15 protein-coding genes are annotated in these 23032 nt (G+C 70.7%); 5 read left to right on the top strand and 10 right to left on the bottom strand.

Annotated elements, in window-relative coordinates; translation table 11 throughout:
• The first annotated feature begins 60 nt into the window (after positions 1-60).
• Positions 61-720 carry a response regulator gene (locus ACFYNL_RS06335; RefSeq protein WP_019756116.1) on the top strand — a complete coding sequence of 220 codons (660 nt, stop codon included), beginning with the start codon at positions 61-63 and terminating at the stop codon, positions 718-720.
• A gap of 80 nt (positions 721-800) precedes the next feature.
• On the opposite strand, the gene ACFYNL_RS06330 is transcribed toward ACFYNL_RS06335, so the two are convergent.
• From ACFYNL_RS06330 to ACFYNL_RS06300, 7 genes are all read right to left on the bottom strand, one after another.
• Positions 801-1517: an ABC transporter ATP-binding protein gene (locus ACFYNL_RS06330; RefSeq protein ID WP_388797540.1), complete on the bottom strand. Its 717-nt coding sequence runs from the start codon at positions 1515-1517 to the stop codon at positions 801-803.
• Positions 1514-2392 (bottom strand): ABC transporter ATP-binding protein, encoded by an 879-nt coding sequence (locus ACFYNL_RS06325; protein WP_388797537.1) that lies wholly within the window; start codon positions 2390-2392, stop codon positions 1514-1516. Before ACFYNL_RS06325 ends, ACFYNL_RS06330 begins: the two co-directional genes overlap by 4 nt.
• Before the next feature lie 5 nt (positions 2393-2397).
• The gene (locus ACFYNL_RS06320; protein WP_388800460.1) at positions 2398-4209 is read right to left on the bottom strand and encodes a branched-chain amino acid ABC transporter permease; all 1812 of its coding nucleotides are present in this window, start codon (positions 4207-4209) and stop codon (positions 2398-2400) included.
• A gap of 23 nt (positions 4210-4232) precedes the next feature.
• Complete coding sequence (locus ACFYNL_RS06315; protein WP_388797533.1) at positions 4233-5162, bottom strand: branched-chain amino acid ABC transporter permease; 930 nt, start codon at positions 5160-5162, stop codon at positions 4233-4235.
• 114 nt (positions 5163-5276) lie between these two features.
• The gene (locus ACFYNL_RS06310; protein ID WP_388797530.1) at positions 5277-6506 is read right to left on the bottom strand and encodes a branched-chain amino acid ABC transporter substrate-binding protein; all 1230 of its coding nucleotides are present in this window, start codon (positions 6504-6506) and stop codon (positions 5277-5279) included.
• Between the two features lie 1404 nt (positions 6507-7910).
• Positions 7911-8399, bottom strand: coding sequence for a hotdog fold thioesterase (locus tag ACFYNL_RS06305; protein WP_388797527.1), 489 nt, complete (start codon positions 8397-8399; stop codon positions 7911-7913).
• A gap of 69 nt (positions 8400-8468) precedes the next feature.
• Positions 8469-10748 (bottom strand): FdhF/YdeP family oxidoreductase, encoded by a 2280-nt coding sequence (locus ACFYNL_RS06300; RefSeq protein WP_388797524.1) that lies wholly within the window; start codon positions 10746-10748, stop codon positions 8469-8471.
• A 227-nt stretch (positions 10749-10975) separates the two neighbouring features.
• On the opposite strand from ACFYNL_RS06300, the gene polA reads away from it, so the two are divergent.
• On the top strand, positions 10976-13702 hold the full coding sequence (polA, locus tag ACFYNL_RS06295; RefSeq protein WP_388797520.1) for a DNA polymerase I: 2727 nt from the start codon (positions 10976-10978) through the stop codon (positions 13700-13702).
• Positions 13703-14849: 1147 nt separating this feature from the next.
• On the opposite strand, the gene ACFYNL_RS06290 is transcribed toward polA, so the two are convergent.
• Positions 14850-15710, bottom strand: a complete 861-nt coding sequence (locus ACFYNL_RS06290) for a DUF4184 family protein (protein WP_388797517.1) — start codon at positions 15708-15710, stop codon at positions 14850-14852.
• A gap of 323 nt (positions 15711-16033) precedes the next feature.
• Between ACFYNL_RS06290 and ACFYNL_RS06285 the strand changes: the two genes are divergently transcribed.
• From ACFYNL_RS06285 to ACFYNL_RS06275, 3 genes are all read left to right on the top strand, one after another.
• Positions 16034-17800 carry a lytic transglycosylase domain-containing protein gene (locus ACFYNL_RS06285; protein ID WP_388797514.1) on the top strand — a complete coding sequence of 589 codons (1767 nt, stop codon included), beginning with the start codon at positions 16034-16036 and terminating at the stop codon, positions 17798-17800.
• A gap of 158 nt (positions 17801-17958) precedes the next feature.
• A complete protein-coding gene (locus ACFYNL_RS06280) occupies positions 17959-18093 on the top strand; it encodes an SPW_0924 family protein (protein WP_388797511.1) in 135 nt (44 codons plus the stop codon).
• A 25-nt stretch (positions 18094-18118) separates the two neighbouring features.
• The gene (locus ACFYNL_RS06275) at positions 18119-19111 is read left to right on the top strand and encodes a DUF3068 domain-containing protein (RefSeq protein ID WP_388797508.1); all 993 of its coding nucleotides are present in this window, start codon (positions 18119-18121) and stop codon (positions 19109-19111) included.
• Here ACFYNL_RS06275 and hrpB read toward each other — a convergent pair.
• Positions 19101-21659, bottom strand: coding sequence for an ATP-dependent helicase HrpB (hrpB, locus tag ACFYNL_RS06270; RefSeq protein ID WP_388797505.1), 2559 nt, complete (start codon positions 21657-21659; stop codon positions 19101-19103). The two genes, ACFYNL_RS06275 and hrpB, sit on opposite strands and share 11 nt — an antisense overlap.
• Positions 21660-21663: 4 nt before the next feature.
• Positions 21664-22527 carry a class I SAM-dependent methyltransferase gene (locus ACFYNL_RS06265; protein WP_388800457.1) on the bottom strand — a complete coding sequence of 288 codons (864 nt, stop codon included), beginning with the start codon at positions 22525-22527 and terminating at the stop codon, positions 21664-21666.
• Positions 22528-23032 lie beyond the last annotated feature (505 nt).

The raw sequence follows: 23032 nt of genomic DNA, 5'->3' as shown, positions 1-23032 counted from the left end.
CTTACCGCAGCTAGGTACCCTCATGTCAGCAGTACCCCTGCCCCTGAACGAGGAGCCCCCGTGACCGCCCCCGAGTCGCCCCAGCCCGTAGACGCGCCCGACGACGACAAGTCGCACGTGCCTCCGCTGACGACCCGTGTCGTCATCGCCGAGGACGAGGCGCTGATCCGGCTCGATCTGAAAGAGATGCTCGAAGAAGAGGGGTACACCGTCGTCGGTGAGGCCGGTGATGGTGAGCAGGCTGTGGAGCTGGCCCGTGAGCACAGGCCGGATCTTGTCATCCTCGATGTGAAGATGCCGAAGTTGGACGGTATTTCGGCGGCGGAGAAGATCGCCGAGGAGAGTATCGCGCCGGTGTTGATGCTGACGGCGTTCTCGCAGCGGGATCTGGTGGAGCGTGCGCGGGACGCGGGTGCGATGGCGTATCTGGTGAAGCCGTTCAGCAAGAGTGATGTGGTGCCGGCGATCGAGATGGCGGTGTCGCGGTTCACGGAGTTGAAGGAGCTGGAGAAGGAGGTCGCTGATCTCACTCAGCGGCTGGAGACGCGGAAGCTGGTGGATCGTGCGAAGTCGATTCTGCAGACGCAGTACGGTCTGACCGAGCCGGCGGCGTTCCGGTGGATCCAGAAGACGTCGATGGATCGACGGATGTCGATGCAGCAGGTGGCGGAGGCTGTGATCGAGGACGCCGAGGAGAAGAAGGCGGCCAAGGGCGGCTGACGCCGGGTGCTTTCCGTTGGTATGAGTGAGGCCCGCGTCCCCGGGGAGGGGGCGCGGGCCTCACTTGTGTGAGCGGGTGCTCAGTCCTCGCCGAGGTAGGCCTTGCGTACGGATTCGTCGTGCAGGAGGTCCTGTCCGGTGCCGGAGAGGACGATCTTGCCGACTTCCATGACGTGGCCGTGGTCGGCCAGGGAGAGGGCGGCTTGGGCGTTCTGCTCGATGAGCAGGATGGTGGTGCCCTGGGCCTTGAGTTCCTGGATGGTTGCCATGATCTTCTGCATCATGATCGGGGAGAGGCCCATGGAGGGCTCGTCGAGCATGAGCAGTTTCGGCTGGGACATCAGTGCCCGCCCCATGGCGAGCATCTGCTGCTCGCCGCCGGAGAGGGTGCCGGCGGCTTGCTTGCGGCGTTCTCCGAGGATGGGGAAGAGGTCGTAGGCGCGTTGGATGTCCTTCTCGATGCCTTCCTTGTCGTTGCGGAGGAAGGCGCCGAGGCGGAGGTTGTCCTCGATCGTCATGCGGGGGAAGATGTGCCTTCCCTCGGGGGAGTGGGCGAGGCCCAGGGAGACGACCTTGTGGGCGGGGATCTTCTTCAGCGATTTGCCGTCGAACCTGATGTCGCCGGACACGGGCTGGAGGAGGCCGGACAGGGTGCGCAGGGTGGTGGTCTTTCCGGCGCCGTTGGTGCCGATGAGGGTGACGACCTCGCCCGCGTTGACCTTGAACGAGATGCCCTTGACGGCTTCGATTTTGCCGTAGGCGACCCTGAGGTCTTCGACCTCGAGCAGTGCGGTCACTTGTCGTCCCCTTCTGTGGTGCTGTGCGCCTCGGCGTCGGCCTCCGCGGCTTCGACCTCGGCGGCTTCCTCCTTGCCCGGTGCGCCTTCGAAGGGTGTGCCGAGGTAGGCGGCGATGACGCGTTCGTCGGCCTGGACGACTTCGGCGGGGCCTTCGACGATTTTCTCGCCCTGGACGAGCACGGCGACCCGGTCGCAGAGGTTCATGATGAACCGGATGTCGTGTTCGATGACGAGGACGGCGATGCCCTTGTCGCGGATGGCGAAGATGAGTTCTTCGGCGGCCCGGGTTTCCTGCGGGTTCATGCCGGCGGTGGGCTCGTCGAGGAGGAGCAGGCCGGGCTCGCTGGCGAGTGCTCGGGCGATCTCCAGCTTGCGCTGTTCGCCGTAGGGCAGGTTGCGGGCGAGGTGGTCGGCTTTGGCGGCGAGGCCGGTGAACTCCAGGAGTTCCATGGCTCGGGCGCGGGATTCCTCTTCGGCTTTCTTGAAGCCGGGGAGGCGCAGGAGGGCCGACCAGAGGCCTTCCTTGGTGCGGGTGTGCCGTCCGACGAGCACGTTCTCCAGGACGGTCATGTTGGCGAAGAGCCGGATGTTCTGGAAGGTGCGGGCGATGCCGGCCTGGGTGACCAGGTGGGGCTTGGGCGGCAGGACGGTGCCTTTGTAGGCGACTTTGCCTTCGGTGGGCACGTAGAGGCCGGTGAGGCAGTTGAAGAAGGTCGTCTTGCCGGCGCCGTTGGGGCCGATGAGTCCGACGATCTCGCCGGTGTTGACGGTGAGGTTGACGTCGCGGACGGCGGTGAGGCCGCCGAAGCGCATGGTGACGCCGCTTGCGTCGAGCACCGTGGTGCTGGTGGGTGTTGTCGTGGTGGTGGTCATGGCGGTCACGCCCCTGCCTTGGCGACGCCGGTTGCGCCTTCGGGCAATGGCTTGTCCTCCGGTACGTCGAGCTGTCCGGTCTCGTGGAATTCGAGCTGCTTCCTGCGGTCGGCGACGAGGCCCTCGGGGCGGTAGCGCATCAGCAGCATCAGTGCGATGCCGAAGAGCAGCAGCTGGTATTCGGCCATGAACTGGAGCTTGGCCGGGATGAGGTAGAGCAGTGCGGCGCCGATGAGGGGGCCGCTGATGGTGCCCATGCCGCCGAGGATGACGGCGGCGAGCAGGAAGGCCGAGTTCGGCGGTACGGAGCCGGCGAACTGGTACTGCTCGGGGGTGACGCTGTAGGACACGTGGGCCTGGACGGTGCCGGCGAGGCCGGCGAGGCAGGCGCCGAGTGCGAAGGCGAGGAGTTTGAGGCGGAAGCCGTTGATGCCCATGGCGGTGGCGGCGGTCTCGTCCTCGCGGATGGCGACCCAGGCGCGGCCGATGCGGGATTCCGCGGAGCGGCGGAAGACCAGGACGACGATGGCCGTGCAGAGCAGCATCAGCAGGTAGTAGTTGCCGGAGCGGGTGAGTTCGGTGCCCAGGACGTCGTGGGGCAGCCCGAGGTTGAACCCGAAGATCTCCAGGTCCGGGATGTTGGGGATGCCGTTGGAGCCGTTGGTGACGTCGGGTCCGCTGTTGCCGTTCAGGTTGTTCATGGTGATGCGGAAGATCTCACCGAAGCCGAGCGTGACGATGGCGAGGTAGTCGCCGCGCAGTCGCAGGGTGGGGGCGCCGATGACCACGCCGAAGATCAGCGAGGCGGCGGCGCCGGTGAGGACTGCTGCCCAGAACGGGAATTCGACGCCGATGCTCGACTGCGGGGAGCCGGAGACCAGGGCGGCGGCGTAGGCGCCGACGCCGAGGAAGGCGACGTATCCGAGGTCGAGGAGGCCGGCGAGGCCGACGACGACGTTGAGGCCCAGGGCGACCGTGGCGAAGATGAGGATGTTCGCGCCGATGAGGGCGAACTGGTCGTTGGTCTGGGTGAAGGGGAAGCAGATCGCCGCGACGAAGGCCGCTGTCATGGCGACGTTGCGGTGTTTGGCGGTGAGGTGCGAGAGCCGCTTGAGGAGACCGGCGCGGGTGACGGCGGTGAAGCCGAAGGCCGTGACGATCAGGAAGCCGATGAACAGCTCGGAGTATTCGGTGCCGATGCCGTACGCGAAGACGTACAGGCCGACGCCGAAGCCGGCGGCGATGATGAGGATTTCGGCCCAGGAGGGCAGGTCCTTGGCGCGGCCGGGTTCGGGGGCGCTGAGGGAGTGGCGGATGCGGCCCCAGAGGTTGGGGGTGGGGTCCGCGGCGTCGTAGGGCTGGTCGGCGGGGAGGCCGAGGGCGCCGATGACGGCTATGAGGGCGCCGGTGCCGGAGACCCAGGCGCCGGGTTCGAGGTTGACGAGGCCGCCGAGTTCGTAGCTGATGGCGCCGATGGCGTAGCCGGTGGTGCCGAACACGCCGAGGGCGGCGAGCAGGACGGGGCTGTTCTTGCCGCCGGGGGTGAGCCAGCCGAGGCCGCGGATGCCGTAGCCGGAGAGGGCGAACAGCAGGGTGAGGAGTGCTCCCACGAGCGTGAGCACCTGCAGGCCGCCGGGGTAGCCGGTGACGGTGAGGTTGCCGGGGAAGTCCCTGGTCCAGGTCCAGGCGAGGAAGGTGCCTGCGAGGGCGAGGGCGGATCCGGCGACTGCGAGTGTGCGTGCCGCGGCGGCGGGGATCGGGATGATCGGGGTGGCCGGGGCGGTGGACACCTTGGGGGTGTCGGTGATCTTTTCCATGGGGGTTTCGGTGGTCATGGGTATCACGCCCGATCCGAGACGCGTTCGCCGAGCAGGCCTTGTGGCCTGAACAGGAGGACGAGGATGAGCAGGCTGAAGGCCCATACGTCCTTCCAGGCGCCGCCGCCGAAGAGTTCCATGCCGGGGATGTCGCCGATGTAGCCGGTGGCGAGGGATTCGGCGACTCCGAGGACGACGCCGCCGAGCATGGCGCCGTAGATGTTGCCGATGCCGCCGAGGACGGCTGCGGTGAAGGCTTTGAGGCCCATCAGGAAGCCCATGCGGAAGCCGACCTGACCGTTTTTCAGGCCGTAGGCGACGGCGGCGATGGCGGCGAACGCGGCACCGATGGCGAAGGCCATGACGATGATGCGGTCGGTGTTGATGCCCATCAGCTTGGCGGTGTCGGGGTCCTGGGCGGTGGCCTGCATGCCGCGGCCGGAGCGTGTCTTGTTGACGAAGACGCCGAGGGCGATCATGCACAGCGGGGCGGCGATCAGTACGAAGAGGTCGCCGCGCTGGACGTTGGCGCCGAGGATGTCGATGGGGCCGCCCTCGAACTGCGGGAAGGGCTGGTCCTTCTTCGCGTCGGGGTACCACATCCATACGGCCTGCTGGAGGACGATGGACAGGCCGATGGCGGTGATGAGGGGTGCCAGGCGTGGTGCGCTGCGCAGTGGCCGGTAGGCGAAGCGTTCCGCCGCGGTGGCGACGGCGACGGAGACGATGACGCCGGCGAGGATCATGAGGGGGATCGCGGCGCCGAGGGCGAAGCCTTCGGGGAGTATCAGCCAGACGGTGAGGGCGCCGAAGCCCCCGACCATGAATATCTCGCCGTGGGCGAAGTTGATGAGCTGGACGATGCCGTAGACCATCGTGTAGCCGATCGCGATGAGTCCGTACATCGCGCCGAGGATGAGTCCATTGGCCAGCTGTTGCGGCAGTTCGTTCACCGCAGGGCCTCCGTGGAGTGGTTCGGATATGGCGCCGCGCGGGAGCGCTGGTGGGCGTTCCCGCGCGGCCTGGATCAATGTGTGATGGGGGAGGTTTCTTTACTCGTCCTCTGCTCAGCCCAGCTTGGGTTCGCCGCTGAACTCCGGCGCCCAGGCGTTCTTCTTGACCTTGTAGGCGGTCATGGTGTGGTTGGTGGTGTCACCGAACTCGTCGAAGGAGATGGGGCCGGTGACGCCGTCGAACTTGACCTTCGCCATGGCGTCGAGGACTGCCTTGCGGCCGTCGGACGGGACCTTGCCGTCGTTGCCTTCGACTGCGAGCTTGACGGCCTCGATGATGGCCCAGGTGGCGTCGTAGGTGAGGCCGCCGTAGGCCTCGTAGTCGTCCTCGTAGCCCCCGGCCTCGTAGTTCTTGATGAACGTCTTGGCGGAGTCGAGCTTCTCGACGGGCTCGCCGACGGAGGTGGCGAGGTCGCCTTCGGCCTTCTTGTTGAGCTTGGGGAACTCGCCGGAGTAGATGCCGTCGCCGCCCATGAGCGGGATGTTCTGGCCGCTGTCCTTGAGCTGCTGGCTCAGGGGGGCGGCGGCCGGGTACTCGCCGCCGTAGTAGAGGGCTTCGGCGCCGGTCTTCTTGATCTTGGCGACCACGGCGTTGAAGTCGCGGTCGTCGGGGTTGATGTGGTCGGTGCCGACGATCTTGCCGCCGAACTTGGTGAAGTTCGTCTTGAAGGAGGCGGCGAGGCCGGCGCCGTAGGTCTTCTGGTCGTCGATCAGGTAGACCTTCTTGATCTTCGCCTGGTTGTACAGGTAGTCGGCGGCGAAGGCACCCTGGATCTCGTCCGTGGTGGCGGTGCGGAAGAAGGTCTTGAACTGGCGGACCGAGTTGCCGGTCTTCCAGCCGTCGCCCTGGGTGAGCTCGGTGCCGGTGTTGGCGGGCGAGATCTGGGTCAGGCCGGCGTCGTTGAACGGCTTCTGCATCTGCTGGGAGACGCTGGAGTTCAGCGGGCCGACGACGCCGAGGACGTCCTTGTTGCTGATGAACTTCTGGGCGTTCTGCTGGCCGACGGAGGGCTGGGCCTGGTCGTCGAGGGCCTCGATCTTGAACTCGACGCCCTTGACGAACTCCTGCTTGTTGGCGGTCTTGGCGGCGAGGTCGGCGGAGTTCTTCATGCCGAGGCCGAGTGCGGACAGGTCGCCGGTCAGCGGGGCGTCGAGGCCGATCACCACGGTGGTCTTGTCGCCGTTGCTGCTGTTGCCGCCCTCGTCACGCGACCCACACGCCGTGAGTGTCAGCGATCCCGCCGCGAGTGCAGCGGTTATGGCGATGATCGAACGTTGACGCACGAATCAGGTCCTTTCCCTGGCACGGCGGCTCCCCATGGAACGCGCCGAGTCGAGCGCGGGGCCGAAGTGGCTTCGAATCCGGTGGCTCGGTGACTGGCGGTGACTCTAAGCGGGTGAAGGGAACATGGAGGAGGGCCTGACGAAGGCTGTGACGCTCTTGTTATGACACGAGGTAATGCAGAGCGGTACTCGGTGGGGGGAAGAGCGGATTTCGGGCCGATTCGCCCTGTCCACATAGTGAGAACTCGCAGCGTTCGCGCGTAGCTTCTTCACGAGTGTTCACGGGTTTTGGTGATTACCGTGGTCGTTGCTGAAGGCTACCTGAGCTTCTCCGGGGGTTCGTGGGCGGGGGGCTCGAAGCTGAAGCGACCCGGGTCTGTATTGCACCCGTATTACGCAGAGTTACGGACGGGAAAGGTGCTCGTCTTTCCCCGGCCTTTTCGTGTATGGGCCACGAAAGTGGAATTGCGGATTACGGCGCTCAGTCCCATGGCCTCCGGTCGGCTCGCCGTTTCGGTGCCGATCCTCGCGCAACTCCCGTGCCCCTGGGGGCGTGCGTGCGGGCGGCCGCCCGTGCGTCCGGGCGCAGGCGTTCCGGCCGGGCCGGGGCCGGGGCCGCCCCGCGGATCAGGGCTCGGCGGCCGTCGCAGAGGCCCTTCGGGCGGTCGTCGCCGCGGGCGGGGGTCGCCGTACGTGTCGGCGGTCGGCGTTCCGTGCGACCGGTCCGCCGTGGTCAGGGGGCGCGGTCGCGCGGGCGAAGTCGCCGCGGGGGCGGGCGAGTCGGTGACCCGCCGGTTCCTGGTCTCGTCGTGGCCGGTCCTGGTCTCGTCGTGCCCGGATCCGGATCCGGGGCTCGGAGCCCGTGGCTCGGCTGCGGCTGCCGTATCCGGACGCCGGGCCGGCGGTCGGCGGCATCGGCTGGGGTGTCACCCCCGTCCGTCGGGCCTCTCCCGTCGTCATGCCCCGACCGTATGCCGCCCGGCGCTCCAGTTCAACGGCCGGGAAACGCAAGGGCGTTGACCGCGACGGCATTCGGCCGCGGCGGTGTGCGTGCGGGCAGAGCGGGGGTGCCGCCACGGCGCCCGTGATCGGCGAGGATCATTGCCGACGGGGAGTGCGTCGACGTGCCGGTGTCCGAGCGTGGCGGCCATGTGGGTCCGCAGTGCGTGCCGGTGTCCGAGCGTGGCGGTCATGTGGGTCCGCAGTGCGTGCTGGTGTCCGAGGGCGGCAGCCACGTCGGTCCGCGGCAGTCTGACGAGCGCCGCCTCCCACCTCACCCCTGGGTGCGGGTGGGCCGGTTGTCGTCGCCGGGCTCCCGGCGTCGGCGTCCGCCCGACAGGGCTGGTGGAACCGGACGCCTCGCCGGGCGGTCGGGGCGCAGTGCGCGGAGGGGGCCGCGCAGGATCAGTCCGTGTTCCGCAGGCGCTCCTCGTCGCTGGGGTTCACGTCCCGCAGCAGGCAGGTCAGTCGTGCGCTGCACACCCGCCGCCCCTGCTCGTCGCTGATCACGATCTCGTACGTCGCCGTCGAGCGGCCCCGGTGCAGGGGGGTGGCCACACCGGTGACGAGGCCGGAGCGGGCGCCGCGGTGGTGGGTGCAGTTGAGGTCGACGCCGACCGCGATCTTCGAGCTGCCGGCGTGCAGCATCGACCCCACCGACCCGAGCGTCTCGGCGAGGACCGCGGAGGCGCCGCCGTGCAGCAGGCCGTACGGCTGGGTGTTGCCCTCCACCGGCATGGTGCCGACGACGCGCTCGGCCGACGCCTCCAGGATCTGCACGCCCATGCGGGTGCCGAGGTGCCCGGCGGAGAACAGGGCCGGCAGGTCGACGCCGAGCGCGGCGTACTCGTCGATGACCTCTTGCGGGAACTTCACGTGCTGCTGCTCGCCCATGGGGCCCGGCTCCGTTCGTCGTGACCAGTCGGTGACGTGACCATCGGGTGACGTCGGCTGAGCAAACGCTCAGTCGGTCGCCGATTGTTCCAGACGGACCACGACGGACTTGCTGGCCGGGGTGTTGCTGGTGTCCGCGGTGGCGTCCAGCGGCACGAGGACGTTGGTCTCCGGGTAGTAGGCGGCCGCGCAGCCCCGGGCCGTCGGGTAGAGCACCACCCGGAAGCCGGGCGCCCGCCGCTCGACGCCGTCCTTCCACTCGCCCACCAGGTCGACGTACGAGCCGTCGGCGAGGTTCAGCCGCTGTGCGTCCTCGGGGTTGACCAGGACGACCCGGCGGCCGTTCCTGATGCCGCGGTAGCGGTCGTCCAGGCCGTAGATCGTGGTGTTGTACTGGTCGTGCGACCGCAGGGTCTGCAGCAGCAGCCGCCCCGGCGGAAGCCTCGGGTACTCGACGGCCGCCGCGGTGAAGTTGGCCTTGCCCGTGGCCGTCGGGAAGCGGCGCTCGTCGCGCGGGGCGTGCGGGAGGGTGAAGCCGCCGGGGCGGGCCACGCGGGCGTTGAAGTCCTCGAAGCCCGGGATCACCCGGGCGATACGGTCCCGGATCGTCGCGTAGTCCTTCTCGAACTCCTCCCAGGGCGTGGCGCTGCGCTCACCCAGCACGCGGCGGGCCAGCCGGCAGACGATGGCCGGTTCCGACAGCAGGTGCGCGCTCGCGGGCTCCAGACGGCCCCGGGAGGCGTGCACCATGCCCATGGAGTCCTCGACGGTCACGAACTGCTCGCCGCCGCCCTGCAGATCGCGCTCGGTGCGGCCCAGCGTCGGCAGGATCAGCGCGCGGGCCCCGGTGACGACATGGCTGCGGTTGAGCTTCGTCGACACGTGCACGGTCAGCCGGGCCCGCCGCATCGCCGCCTCGGTGACGTCCGTGTCGGGCGTCGCGGCGACGAAGTTGCCGCCCATCGCGAAGAACACCTTCGCCTCACCGTCGCGCAGCGCGCGGATGGCTCGTACGACGTCGTAGCCGTGCTCGCGCGGCGGCGCGAACCCGAACTCCTTCTCCAGGGCGTCCAGGAAGGCCGGCGCGGGGCGTTCGAAGATGCCCATCGTGCGGTCGCCCTGCACGTTCGAGTGGCCGCGCACCGGGCATACGCCCGCGCCCGGGCGGCCGATGTTCCCGCGCAGCAGGAGGAAGTTGACGACCTCGCGGATGGTCGGCACGGAGTGCTTGTGCTGGGTGAGGCCCATCGCCCAGCAGACGATGGTGCGTCGCGAGGCCAGGACCATCGCCATGGCCTTCTCGATGTCCGCGCGCGTGAGGCCGGTCGCGGTCAGCGTCTCGTCCCAGTCGGCGGCCCGGGCCGCCTCGGCGAACTCCTCGTAGCCGTGGGTGTGTTCGCGGACGAACTCCTCGTCGACGGCGCCCTGCGTCTGAAGGATCAGCTTGTTGAGGAGACGGAACAGGGCCTGGTCGCCGCCGATGCGGATCTGGAGGAACAGGTCGGTGAGCGCGGCGCCGGTCATCAGGCCCTTGGGCGTCTGCGGGTTCTTGAACCGCTCCAGGCCCGCCTCCGGCAGGGGGTTGACGGTGATGATCCTCGTCCCGCCCGCCTTGGCCTTCTCCAGGGCGGAGAGCATGCGCGGATGGTTCGTCCCCGGGTTCTGCCCCGCGACGATGATCAGGTCCGCCTTGTAGAGGTCCTCCAGCAGGACACTGCCCTTGCCGACGCCGATGGTCTCGGACAGGGCCGACCCCGACGACTCGTGGCACATGTTCGAGCAGTCCGGGAGGTTGTTGGTGCCGAGCTCGCGCGCGAAGAGCTGATAGAGGAACGCCGCCTCGTTGCTGGTGCGGCCGGAGGTGTAGAAGACGGCCTCGTCGGGGGAGCCCAGGGCGGTGATCTCCTCGGCGACGATGTCGAAGGCACGCTCCCAGGTCACCGGCTCGTAGTGGGTGCCGCCCTCCGGCAGGTACACGGGGTGGGTGAGCCGGCCCTGCTGCCCGAGCCAGTAGCCGCTGCGGGTCGCGAGATCGGCGACGGAGTGCGCGGCGAAGAACTCCGGGGTGACCCGGCGCAGCGTCGCCTCCTCGGCCACCGCCTTGGCGCCGTTCTCACAGAACTCCGCCTTGTGCCGGTGCTCGGGCTCCGGCCAGGCGCACCCCGGGCAGTCGAAGCCGTCCTTCTGGTTGACCCGCAGCAACGTCAGCGCGGTGCGCTTCACACCCATCTGCTGGTGCGCCATCCGCAGGGAGTGCCCGATGGCAGGCAGCCCCGCAGCAGCATGCTTGGGCTCGGCGATCTGCGGCGCGTCCTGAACCGGATCACCCTTGGGCGGCTTGCTGGCCATCGCGCACTCCTCTTCGTGTACACGTGTGAGGTACGTCTCCGATCCTCGCACGCGCCACGGACAGCGCCGGGGGCGGGCGGGCTCGCCGGGACGGGCCGGGAAGAGGGGTGCCGGACACCGGGTGCCCACGTCACACGGCCCGGTCCTGCCGCCGCCCGCCGTCCTCCGCGGCGGCGGTGACCCCCGACGGGGACCGAGTGTCAGTGGGGCGTGGCAGGATCGGGGGCGTGGCAGAGACAGCATCGAAGCAGACCGACAGCACCCCCGGCGGCAGCCGGCCCCGCCTGATGCTCATGGACGGGCACTCGCTGGCCTACCGTGCGTTCTTCGCGCTGCCCGCGGAGAACTTCACGACGGCGACGGGCCAGCCCACGAACGCGATCTACGGCTTCGCGTCGATGCTGGCCAACACGTTGCGTGACGAGGCGCCCACCCACTTCGCGGTGGCCTTCGACGTGTCCCGCAAGACCTGGCGCTCCGAGGAGTTCACGGAGTACAAGGCGAACCGCTCCAAGACCCCGGACGAGTTCAAGGGCCAGGTCGAGCTGATCGGCGAACTGCTCGACGCGATGAACGCCCAGCGTTTCGCGGTCGAGGGCTTCGAGGCGGACGACGTCATCGCCACGCTCGCCACCCAGGCCGAGGCCGCGGGCTTCGAGGTGCTGATCGTCACCGGCGACCGCGACTCCTTCCAGTTGGTCAGCGAGCACACCACGGTGCTGTACCCGACGAAGGGCGTCTCCGAGCTGACCCGGTTCACCCCGGAGAAGGTCTTCGAGAAGTACGCGTTGACGCCCGCCCAGTACCCCGACTTCGCGGCCCTGCGCGGCGACCCCTCCGACAACCTGCCGGGCATCCCGGGCGTCGGCGAGAAGACGGCCGCGAAGTGGATCAACCAGTTCGGTTCGTTCGCCGAGCTCGTCGAGCGGGTCGAGGAGGTCAAGGGCAAGGCCGGACAGAACCTGCGCGACCACCTGGAGTCGGTCAAGCTCAACCGTCGGCTCACCGAGCTGGAGCGCGGCGTCGAGCTGCCGAAGACCGTCGCCGACCTCGCGCGCGTCCCGTACGACCGCAAGGCCGTCGCGATGATCCTCGACACCCTGGAGATCCGTAACCCCTCCCTGCGGGAGCGGCTCTTCGGTGTCGACCCCGGAGCCGAGGAGGCCGAGGCCACCCCGATCTCCACCGACGGTGTCGAGCTGGACGGCGCGGTGCTCGGCACCGGCGAGCTGGCCGGCTGGCTGGCGGAGCGCGGCGGCGAGGTCCTGGGCGTGGCCACCGTCGACGCCTGGGCGCTGGGCGCCGGCTCGGTCGCCGAGGTCGCGCTGGCCGCGGCCGACGGCGCGGCCTGCTGGTTCGACCCGTCGCAGCTGGACGAGGCCGACGAGAAGGCGTTCGCGGCCTGGCTGGCCGACGCCGACAAGCCGAAGGTCTTCCACAACGCCAAGGGCGCGATGCGGGTCTTCGCCGAGCACGGCTGGAGCATCGACGGCGTGCGCATGGACACCGCGCTCGCCGCCTACCTGGTCAAGCCGGGCCGCCGCTCCTTCGACCTCGACGCGCTGTCCCTGGAGTACCTGCACCGCGAGCTGGCCCCCGCCGCCGCGGCCGACGGTCAGCTGGCCTTCGGCACGGACGACGGCGCCGAGGCCGAGGCCCTGATGGTCCAGGCCCGGGCCGTCCTCGACCTGGGCGAGGCCTTCGAGGGCAAGCTCCAGGAGGTTGGCGCGGGCGACCTCCTGCGGGACGTGGAGCTGCCGACCTCCGCCCTGCTGGCCCGCATGGAGCGGCACGGCATCGCCGCCGACCGTGCCCACCTGGAGGCCATGGAGCAGATGTTCGCGGGAGCCGTGCAGCAGGCCGTGAAGGAGGCGCACGCGGCGGCGGGCCACGAGTTCAACCTGGGCTCGCCCAAGCAGCTCCAGGAGGTCCTCTTCGGCGAACTCGCCCTGCCCAAGACGAAGAAGACGAAGACGGGCTACACCACGGATGCCGACGCCCTGGCCTGGCTCGCCACCCAGACCGACAACGAACTGCCGGTCATCATGCTCCGCCACCGCGAGCAGGCGAAGCTGCGTGTCACCGTCGAGGGCCTGATCAAGACGATCGCGGCGGACGGACGCATCCACACGACGTTCAACCAAACGGTGGCGGCGACCGGCCGCCTCTCCTCGACGGACCCGAACCTGCAGAACATCCCGGTGCGCACCGACGAGGGCAGGGCGATCCGCCGCGGCTTCGTGGTCGGCGAGGGCTTCGAGTCCCTGATGACGGCGGACTACAGCCAGATCGAGCTGCGTGTGATGGCGCATCTGTCCGAGGACGAGGGCCTGATCGAGGCGTTCACCTCGGGCGAGGACCTGCACACCACGGCCGCCTCCCAGGTCTTCGCCGTCGAGCCCGCCGCGGTCGACGCCGAGATGCGCCGCAAGATCAAGGCGATGTCGTACGGCCTGGCCTACGGGCTGTCGGCCTTCGGCCTCTCCCAGCAGCTGAACATCGAGGCGGCCGAGGCCCGCGCGCTGATGGACGCCTACTTCGAGCGCTTCGGCGGGGTCCGCGACTACCTGCGCCGCGCGGTGGACGAGGCCCGGTCGACGGGTTACACGGCGACCCTCTTCGGCCGCCGCCGCTACCTCCCCGACCTCAACAGCGACAACCGCCAGCGCCGCGAGGCGGCCGAGCGCATGGCCCTGAACGCCCCCATCCAGGGTACGGCGGCCGACATCGTCAAGATCGCCATGCTCAACGTGGACCGGGCCCTGCGCGAGGCCAACCTCACCTCCCGCATGCTCCTCCAGGTCCACGACGAGATCGTCCTGGAGATCGCCCCCGGCGAACGCGAGGCGGCCGAGGACCTGGTCCGCCGCGAGATGTCCAACGCGGTCGACCTCCGAGTCCCCCTGGGTGTCTCGGTGGGCGCAGGCGCCGACTGGGAGTCCGCCGCGCACTAGCTCAACGGCACAGCCACCGCCCGATGCCGGGCCAGGTCCCCGACCGGCCCGGCATCGCCGTCACCTGCTCAGAGAGCGACACGGTGACGCCCCCCGGGGGCGCGGTGAACTGCCCCAGGCTTCAGCACCTGGCAGCCCTCCGATGCCCCGGCCGTCCCGGCATCGGGCTGAGCCTTGCAGAGGCCGCACTGCAACCCCCTAGGGGCGCGGGGAACTGCGCGACCGGCCACAGCGCACCCGCAGCCGCACGCACCACCGGCACCGGCCGGTCAGACACGAGGGCACAGCGCTCACACACTTCGTAACCCCAGGCTCTAAGCCCCCGGCAGCCGCCCGATGCCCCGGCCGTCCCGGCATCGGGCTGAGCCCTTCGAAGGCCGCACTGCAACCCCCCAGGGGCGCGGGGAACTGCGCGACCCGCCACAGCGCGCCCGCAGCCGCAACGCAAGCCCCAGCCAGTCAGAGCGCCGCACCCCGCAGCCGCATAACCGGCATCGGGCTGAGCCCTGCAGAGGCCGCACTGCAACCCCCCAGGGGCGCGGGGAACTGCGCGACTCGCCACAGCGCACCGGCAGCCGCAAAGCCAGCCGCAGACAGTCAGAGCGCCGCGCCCGCAGCCGCAACGCAAGCCCCAGCCAGCCAGAGCGCCGCACCCGCAGCCGCACGACCGGCACCAGCCAGGCAGACGCAAGGGCGCACGCCCCCCTCCAGCGCAACCCTGATACCTCCGGCCCAGCCGGGCCACCTTGGGCGATCGGCCCCCTCCCGCACCCCCGATGGAGCGTCACTCGCGTGGCCCCCGCAAACACGCCCCCACCCGCCCCCGCCCGTAAGGATGCGGGCATGGGTATACGCACGCTCCACCGCCGGACCGCCCCGGCACCGGCGAACGTGAACACCGAAGACGCCCCCGCCCCGCCGGGGCCCTCGGTCCCACCCTTCGCCACCGGCGCAAGCACCGCCCGCATCCCCGCCGAACTGATGAGCACCTTGCGGCGGGCGGCGACCAACCTCCGGCGCCGCCTCATGACCCGGACCCGAGGGTGGGCCGAACTCACCCGCGGCTACCTGGCCCTCGTCCGCACCCTGCTCCCACGGCCCCGCCCCGTCCGGACGGTCACCGTGTTCGTGGCGACCGCCGGCACCGTCAGCGAGCCGCCGGACGGCTCGGCTCCCTGTCGGCCGGATCCGTACCCGCACCACCCGGGTCCGGGACCGGACGCCACACCCTGACCCCCACGGCGTACAGCAGCAGTCCCAGGCAGAGGCCCGCGCCCGCCCCGAAGCACAACGTCGGGATCAGTTCCCAGTACTTCGCGGTCGACCCCCAGTAGTCCCACCAGCGTGTCGCCCGCTGCACCGCCGCCACCGCGGCGAACCCGCCGATCACCGCACCGGCCAGCCACCGGTCCCGTACCGAGAGCACGGGCACCCCGACCGGTTCGGCCGCGGGCGTGCGCCGCAGTGCCACGACCACGAACACGGCGATGACGGCCGCGGCCACCGCCGAACCGCCGTACTGGAGGTACCAGTACAGCGGCGACCCCGCGACCTTCTCGCCCAGGACCGGGAACAGCCGCATCCCCCAGCGGTCGAGATGGGTGAACGCGTCCCACACGACATGCGTCAGCGCACCGAGCGCGGCCGACAGGTACCACCGGGCCGCGAGCGCCGGGCGGATCCGGGCGCGTGGCGTCCCGCAGCGCAACAGCGTGGCCACCCGTGCCTGTCGCCGCACCGGAAGCAGCGCCACCACAGGCTCGCGCAGCAGGAGCCACAGTCCGACCAGCGCCCAGGTGACCAGCACATCGACCGTGAACACGCCCGTGAACGAGTGTGTGACGTCGCCGAACGCCATCGCCTCGGGCAGGACACTCGCCGCGTAATAGGTCATGTCGGGAGAGAGGGAACCTGCCACCAGCACGGCCGGAACGAGCGCGGCCCGGCCGGTTCCGTCGGTGCGTACGGCGGGCAGGACAGCCGCCGCATGGCTCAGCGTGAACGGCAACAGGGCTCCTCGCGTGCGATGTTGACAGGGCCGGTCGGCCCCGAGGGACGAAGCAGCCAGTATGCGGGACGTCCGTTGGGCGGACCGCGTGTGGCCAATCGGTAAAAATCGGTCATCAACGGGTGTCCGGGCAAAGGAAGTTGTCGTAGGGTCGCCTGGGTCCCCGTGCCGGCCGCGCGGTCGAACAAACGAGCACGCATGAAAATGCGTCGCGAGGGCAACTGTCGCGGCGAGTCGATCGTCACAACAGGCGCGGGCGTCACACGGCGGGCCCGGCAGAACAGAGACGGGCGCTCGGGCGTTCAGCGGGAGGGGTTCACTCTATGGCGGCGCAATTCGGCAGGCTGCGCAAAGGGGCGGTGAACACCACAGTGGCCGCGGTCGTGGTCGCGGCACTCGCCGCCTCCCAGGCTCCGGGAGTGATGACCGACGACGCCGGCAGAAAGATCCCCACCGGCACCCAGCCCTCACCGGACACGGCCGCCGAGCACAGCGCGACGGGCAACTCGCCGTACTACACCGACCTTCCGCCGCTCAACAGCCCCAAACCCTCGCCGTCGGCGAACACGCCCGTGGACCCGGGTGTCACCGAGGCGGGCATCCCCGCGACCGTCCTGGACGCCTACAAGAAGGCCGCGACCGCGCTCCGGCAGTCCAAGCCCGGCTGCAACCTTCAGTGGCAGCTTCTCGCCGCCATCGGCAAGGTCGAGTCCGGCCAGGCCCGCGGCGGCCGTGTCGGCGCCGACGGCACCACCCTCTCGCCGATCCTCGGTCCGCAGCTCAACGGCAACGGCTTCGCGAGCATCAGCGACACCGACGACGGCGCCTACGACGGGGACAGCAGGTACGACCGGGCCGTCGGCCCCATGCAGTTCATCCCGTCCACCTGGGCGTGGGCCGGCCGCGACGGCAACGGCGACGGCGAGAAGAACCCCAACAACGTCTACGACGCCGCACTCGCCGCCGGTCACTACCTGTGCCGCTTCGGCTGGGACCTGTCCACCCAAAGGGACCTCGACAGCGCCATCCTCAGCTACAACAACTCACGGGAGTACGTCGACCTCGTCCTGACGTGGCTGGAGTACTACCGCAAGGGCACCCACGAGATCCCCGACGGCACGGGCACCCTCCCGTCCGACCGCAGCGACGACGGTGCCGGCGCCGGCCCGACGCCGACGACCCCCACCCGGCCCACCAAGCCCGCCAAGCCCGCCAAGCCCACGGCGCCGTCGAGGCCGGACAGCCCCAAGCCCGGCGACAACGGCGGCGGTTCCTCCACCCCCGGGCCGAAGCCACCGACCACGACCCCGCCGGACACCACCCCTCCCACCCCCACCGACACGGTGGACCGCCTGGAGGACGCGGGCGCCGGCAGGCTCACCGCGATGGCTGGCGACACCTTCCTGCGGAAGATCGCCGCCCGCGCCGAGACCGAAGGCGGCAAGGGCGTCGCCAAGGTCCGGATCCGTTTCACCATCGTCGGCGCCACCGACGCCACCTTCATCAACGGTGAGAAGTACGCGGCCACCGTCACCGACAGCGCGGGCGAGGCCGTGGCGCCGGCGCTCAAGGCGGGCGAGGACACGGGCGAGTTCGTCGTCCGGGCCACCGTCGTCGGCCGTGCGATCGGCGTCGAGTACCGGGCCACGGTCACCGAGCGCGTCGCCGACACCCTGGCCCGCACCGGTGAGACCGCGCTGACCTGCATCCCGGGTGGCGAGTTCGCCGACCAGGTCGAGGTGAAGGCGACCTACAAGGGTGCCGTCGCCGACAAGGTCGCGGCCACCGCCACGCTCGTCAAGGCCACGGACGACCCGGCCGAGAACGACAAGGGCCCCTACTTCAAGGACGCCGACGGCAAGGCCGTACGCACCCTCACCGGCCTGACCACGGACGCCAAGGGCCTGCTCAAGCTGCCGAAGCTGTACGCCGACGACACCGCCGGCACGTACCTGCTCCGCATCGAGACCGCGGGCGGCGCGACCCTGACCGTCGAGCTGAAGGTGGCGGCGGCCGAGACCTCGCCCGGCCCGACCCCGTCGGAGTCGGGGACCGGATCGGCCTCGGCATCGCCGAGCCCGTCCGCGTAGACCCGGCGCCACCGCACGAGGGGCGTCCTCCCGCCACGGCGGGCAGGGCGCCCCTCGTCCGTGTGCGCGACGTGTTCTCATCTCGCCCTGCCGTTGCTACGGTGCCAGAACTGACGACCTGTCAGGTGCGCCCGCTCCGCGACTCCGGGAGGCCCGACATGCGCGCCCTGATCGCCGCCGCGGCCGGTCTCGCCACCGCACTCGCCCTGGTCCTCGCGCTCACCGCCCTCGGTACGCCGTCGGGCGGGACATCCCCGAAGCCGCTGCTGACGACGGTGCCCGCACACCCGTGACCGCCCGCCCGGGAGGGAGGCCGAGATGCGCCGCAAGGCCGGCCTGATCCTGCTCGCCCTGGCCGTGTTCTTCGCGGCCCTGTCCCCGCTGCTGCGCTGGTACGCCTTCCCACGCCTGGCCAAGATCCCGGCCCACCAGTACCAGAGCATGGTCCTGGAGGCGAAGGACGCGACCCTCCTCGACTACGGCACGATGAAGGCCCGCAAGGTCCCGAAGGTCACCATCGTGCAGACCCTCAAGGGCAACGTCGAAGCCTCGGAGAAGATCGAGCGGACGGCGGGCAGGGACGTCGTGGTCTGGGACGGCCTGTCGTACGTCGTCGGACCCGACGGCAAGATGGTCTCCAAGATCCCCGAGCGCTACATCTTCGACGCCCACACCCAGGAACCCGTACACGCCACCGGCGAGATGGTCGACGGCGACCCCGTCAGGCGCGAGGGCATCGAGTTCAAGTGGCCCTTCCTCACGGAGAAGCGGGCCTACGACTACTTCGACGCCCAGACCCGCACCAGTGCCCCCATCCACTACAAGGGCACCCAGGACTTCCGCGGCATCGAGGTCTACTACTTCGAGCAGACCGTCCCGTGGACCGAGGTGGAATTCCCCAAGACGATGCCCGTCGAGGGGATCACACCGGAGGCGGTCGCCGAGACCGGCACCACCCGCTGGTACACGACCGACCGCAAGTTCTGGGTCGAACCCCTCACCGGCGCCCCCGTCTACGGCGAGGAGATCCACAAGGAGGAACTGCGCGGCGGCACCCTGCTCGGCGGCCGTGACAGGGTCACCGCCTTCGCGGGCCATGTGAAGATGCGCGAGGACTACATCGACCACACCGTGGACCTCGTCAAGTCCCACCGCACCCCGGTCCTGCTGATGACGTCGTATCTGCCCTGGGGCTTCCTGACCCTCGCAGTGCTGCTGCTGTCACTTGCCCTCTACCTGGAGGCGCGCGGCCGCCGCCCCGGCGATGCGAAGCCCGCCCAGGACGCCGAACCGGAACCGGTCACCGCCTGAGCCGGGCGTTGGTGTGCCGGGTCGGCTGCGCGTCGGCGGGGTCCTTGGGCCATGGATGCCTGGGATAGCGACCGCGCAGCTCCGCCCGCACCCCCTTGTAGCCGTCCCGCCAGAAGGAGGCCAGGTCGGCCGTGACGGCGGCGGGACGTCCGGCGGGGGAGAGCAGATGCACGAGCAACGGCACACCGGCGACGGCCGGCGACTCGTGCAGCCCGAACATCTCCTGCAACTTCACGGCGAGCACGGGCTGTGCCGGATCGCCGTAGTCGATCCGGATCCTGGACCCGCTCGGCACGGTGATCCGCTCCGGCGCGAGCTCGTCGAGCCGCCCTGCCTCGCCCGAGGCCCACGGCAGCAGCCGGGTGAGCGCCTGCCCGGCATCGATGCGCGCGAGGTCGGCCCGCCGCCCGGCCCGGCTCAGCTCGGGCTCCAGCCACTCGTCCACGCGCGCGTGCAGCGCGTCGTCACAGACGTCCGGCCAGGGATCGCCGAGGTGCAGCCGCAGAAAGGCGAGCCGCTGCCGCAGCACACGGGCGTCGGGCGACCAGCGCAACAGGCCGAACCCCTCCTGCCGCAGCCCTTCGAGCAGCGCGTCCCGTACGAGCACGGGATCGGCGTCCCGCAGCGGCCGCACCGCGAGCTCGATCGCCCCCAGCCGCTCCACGTGCCGCGCGACGACGTCCCCGTCGGCCCAGCGGACCTCCTGGCCCGCGGAGCGCAGCGACGGCGCCGCCGACCGGGCCGTGTCCTCGTCCACCGCGGCAGCGAGCTGCACGCGCGCGTGCCCCTTGCCGACGGGCCGGTCCGCCACGGCGACCGCGATCCAGGGAGCGCCGCGCAGCGCGGAACCGTCGGGGAGTTCCGCGCGTGTGCCGGAGGCCATGAGGTAGGAACCGCCGTCGGCCCTGGCGACCCGCTCGGGGAAGGCCAGGGCGGCGACCAGCCCGACCGCCCGGTGCTCCCCGGCGGTCGTGCCGGTGGCCGCGCCTCCCGCGGGACGCGACCGCACCTGCGGGGGTGCCCCCGGCTCTCCGGAGCCGGCGACGGGCGCGGACTCCCCGGCCACGGCCCGCAGCCGCCGCACCTCCGCCCGCCAGCGCGCCGCGTAGCCGTCACCCCCGCGCCGGGCCGCGCGCAGCGCACCGGCGAGATCGTCCCCGTACTCCCGCGGCGCCACCTCACTGAGCAGCGCCACCACCTCCGCGGCCCCGTCGACGTCCCCGGCGTCCAGCAGCGCCCGCCCCAGCCGGGGATGCAACCCCAGCCGTGCCAGCCGCACGCCCCGCTCCGTCGCCCTGCCGGCCGCGTCCACCGCCCCGATGGCCGTCAGCACCCCTCTCGCCGCCGCCATCGCCCCGCCCGGCGGCGGATCCAGCAGCGCCAGCCCCGCCGCGTCCGGGTCACCCCAGCACGCCGCCTGCAACGCGAACACCGTCAGGTCGGCCACCTTGATCTCCGGCGCCGGGAACCGCGGCAGACGCGCGTCCTCCGCCTCCGCCCAGCAGCGGTACACCGCGCCCGGCGCCTCCCGCCCGGCCCGCCCCGCCCGCTGCCGCCCGGCCGCCTGAGAGGCCCGTACCGTCGTCAGCGCGCTCAACCCGCGCGCGTGGTCCACACGAGGCTCCCGCGCCAGCCCCGAGTCGACGACGACCCGCACTCCGGGAACCGTCAGGGACGACTCGGCGACGGAGGTCGCCAGCACCACCCGGCGCCGCTGCGAGCGCGCCAGCACCGCGTCCTGCACGGCCGCCGGAGCCCGCCCGTGCACCTGGAGCACCTCGGCGCCGCCGAGATCTCCCAGCTGCCCGGCCACCCGCGCGATCTCACCCACGCCGGGCAGGAAGCACAGCACGTCACCCACCCGCTCGGTCAGCGCACGCCGCACCACCGACGCCACATGCGTCAGCAGAGCGGGATCCACGCGCATGCCGTGCGGCGGCCGTACCGGACGGGCCGGCGGCGCCCACACCACCTCCACCGGATACGCGGCCCCCTGCGCCTCGACCACCGGCGCACCGCCCAGCAGCCGCGCCCACCCCTGCGCGTCCGTCGTCGCCGACGCCGCGACCAGCCGCAGCTCCGGCCGCAGCGTCTGCCGTACGTCCCACAGGAACGCCGCCACCGTGTCCGCGTCCAGGTGCCGCTCGTGGCACTCGTCGAGCACCACCACGTCCACACCCGCGAGCTCCTGGTCGCGCTGCAGCCGCTGGAGCAGCACACCGGTCGTGACCACCTCCACGCGCGCGTTGCGCCCGACGACCCGCTCACCGCGCACGGTGTACCCGACGCTCCCACCGGCCTTCTCGCCCAGCAGCCACGCCATCCGCCGCGCGGCGGCCCGGGCCGCGATCCGCCGCGGCTCGGCGACGACGACCCGCCGCGCCGGACCGTCCCCCAGCAGTCCTGCCAGAGCGAGCGGCACCAGCGTGGTCTTGCCGGTGCCGGGCGGCGCCACCAGGACCGCCGTACCGGGCCCCTCCAGGGCATCGGTCAGGGCGGGCAGGGCGCTGCGTACCGGAAGGGCGTCCAGAGCGTCGTAACGGATCACGCTCTCAGTCTCTCCCTCGGCCTCCGGCCGGGGGTGCCCCCATCTCGTTTCGCTCGCACACGAAGATCGCCGTCCCCGGGATCAGGTTCCCGCGCAGCGGCGACCAGCCGCCCCACTCCGAGGTGTTCCAGGCGGGCCACTCCGGCTCCACCAGGTCCACCAGCCAAAAGCCCGCCGCCGCGATGTCCCGGACGCGGTCGCCCAGGGTGCGGTGGTGCTCGACGTAGACCGCGTGGCCCTGCTCGTCCTGCTCCACGTACGGCGTGCGGTCGAAGTAGGAGGCCGAGACCGACAGCCCCTCGGGCCCGGGCTCGTCCGGGAACGCCCAGCGGATCGGATGCGTCACGGAGAAGACGAAACGGCCCCCGGGGCGCAGCACCCGCCGCACCTCCCGCAGCACCAGCACCGGGTCGGCGACGAACGGCAGCGCGCCGTACGCCGAGCACGCCAGGTCGAAGGAGGCGTCGGCGAAGGGAAGGGCGCCCGCGTCGGCGCAGACGAGCGGGAACGCGCCGCCGATGCGCAGGGCGTGCTGGAGCTGGCGGTGGGAGATGTCCAGGGCGACCGGGCGGGCACCTTGCGCGGCCAGCCAGCGCGCGCACTGGGCGGCGCCGGCGCCGATCTCCAGGACGTCCTTGCCCTTGAGTTCCTCCGGCGGGCCGAGCAGCTCGGCCTCGACCTCGTCCAGGCCCTCGGGGCCCCAGACGAAACGGTCGTCGCCGAGGAACGTGCCGTGCTCGACCTGGTACTCGTCCGCGTTGCGGTCCCACCAGCCCCGGTTCGCCCGGGAACTCTCCGCGGCACCGGCGCCGCGCCGGGTGGCCTCGGGTTCGAAGGCTTCGGTTTCGGACGCTTCGGGCTCTTGGATGATCGGCTCCCTCGTCGTACTCTTCCGTCCAGCCCGTCCCGGCGGTGCCGCGAAAGGGGCACCTCGGCCTCTGCGTGGCCTCGGAAGACTGGACTTGTGCCGGTTATGCGGCGATCCGCCCCGCGTGGGCGGCTTCGCGCATTGACCCTGTCCGGCTGCCCCCGTATGCTACAAGTTGCGCTGCGGGCCTGCGCACCTCAGACGTAGCAGGCTGCGCTCGCATCTGTTGTATGTCCCCTCGGTTGTCGAGGCGCCACCAGGATTTTCAGTGGCGCTTCCTTGGCTGTCCGGCTTCTTCAGAGCGAAACGGGCTCCCGGCGTAAGCAGTACCTACGACTTCAATGTCCGTACCGGAGCCCTTTCCCACATGACGAGCAGCACCGAGACCACCGCCACCACCCCGCAGGTAGCGGTCAACGACATCGGTAACGAGGAAGCCTTCCTCGCCGCGATCGACGAGACGATCAAGTACTTCAACGACGGCGACATCGTCGACGGCGTCATC

Source organism: Streptomyces sp. NPDC007808, from assembly GCF_042868655.1.
Taxonomy (GTDB): domain Bacteria; phylum Actinomycetota; class Actinomycetes; order Streptomycetales; family Streptomycetaceae; genus Streptomyces.
This window is presented reverse-complemented; position numbering and strand designations above follow the sequence as displayed.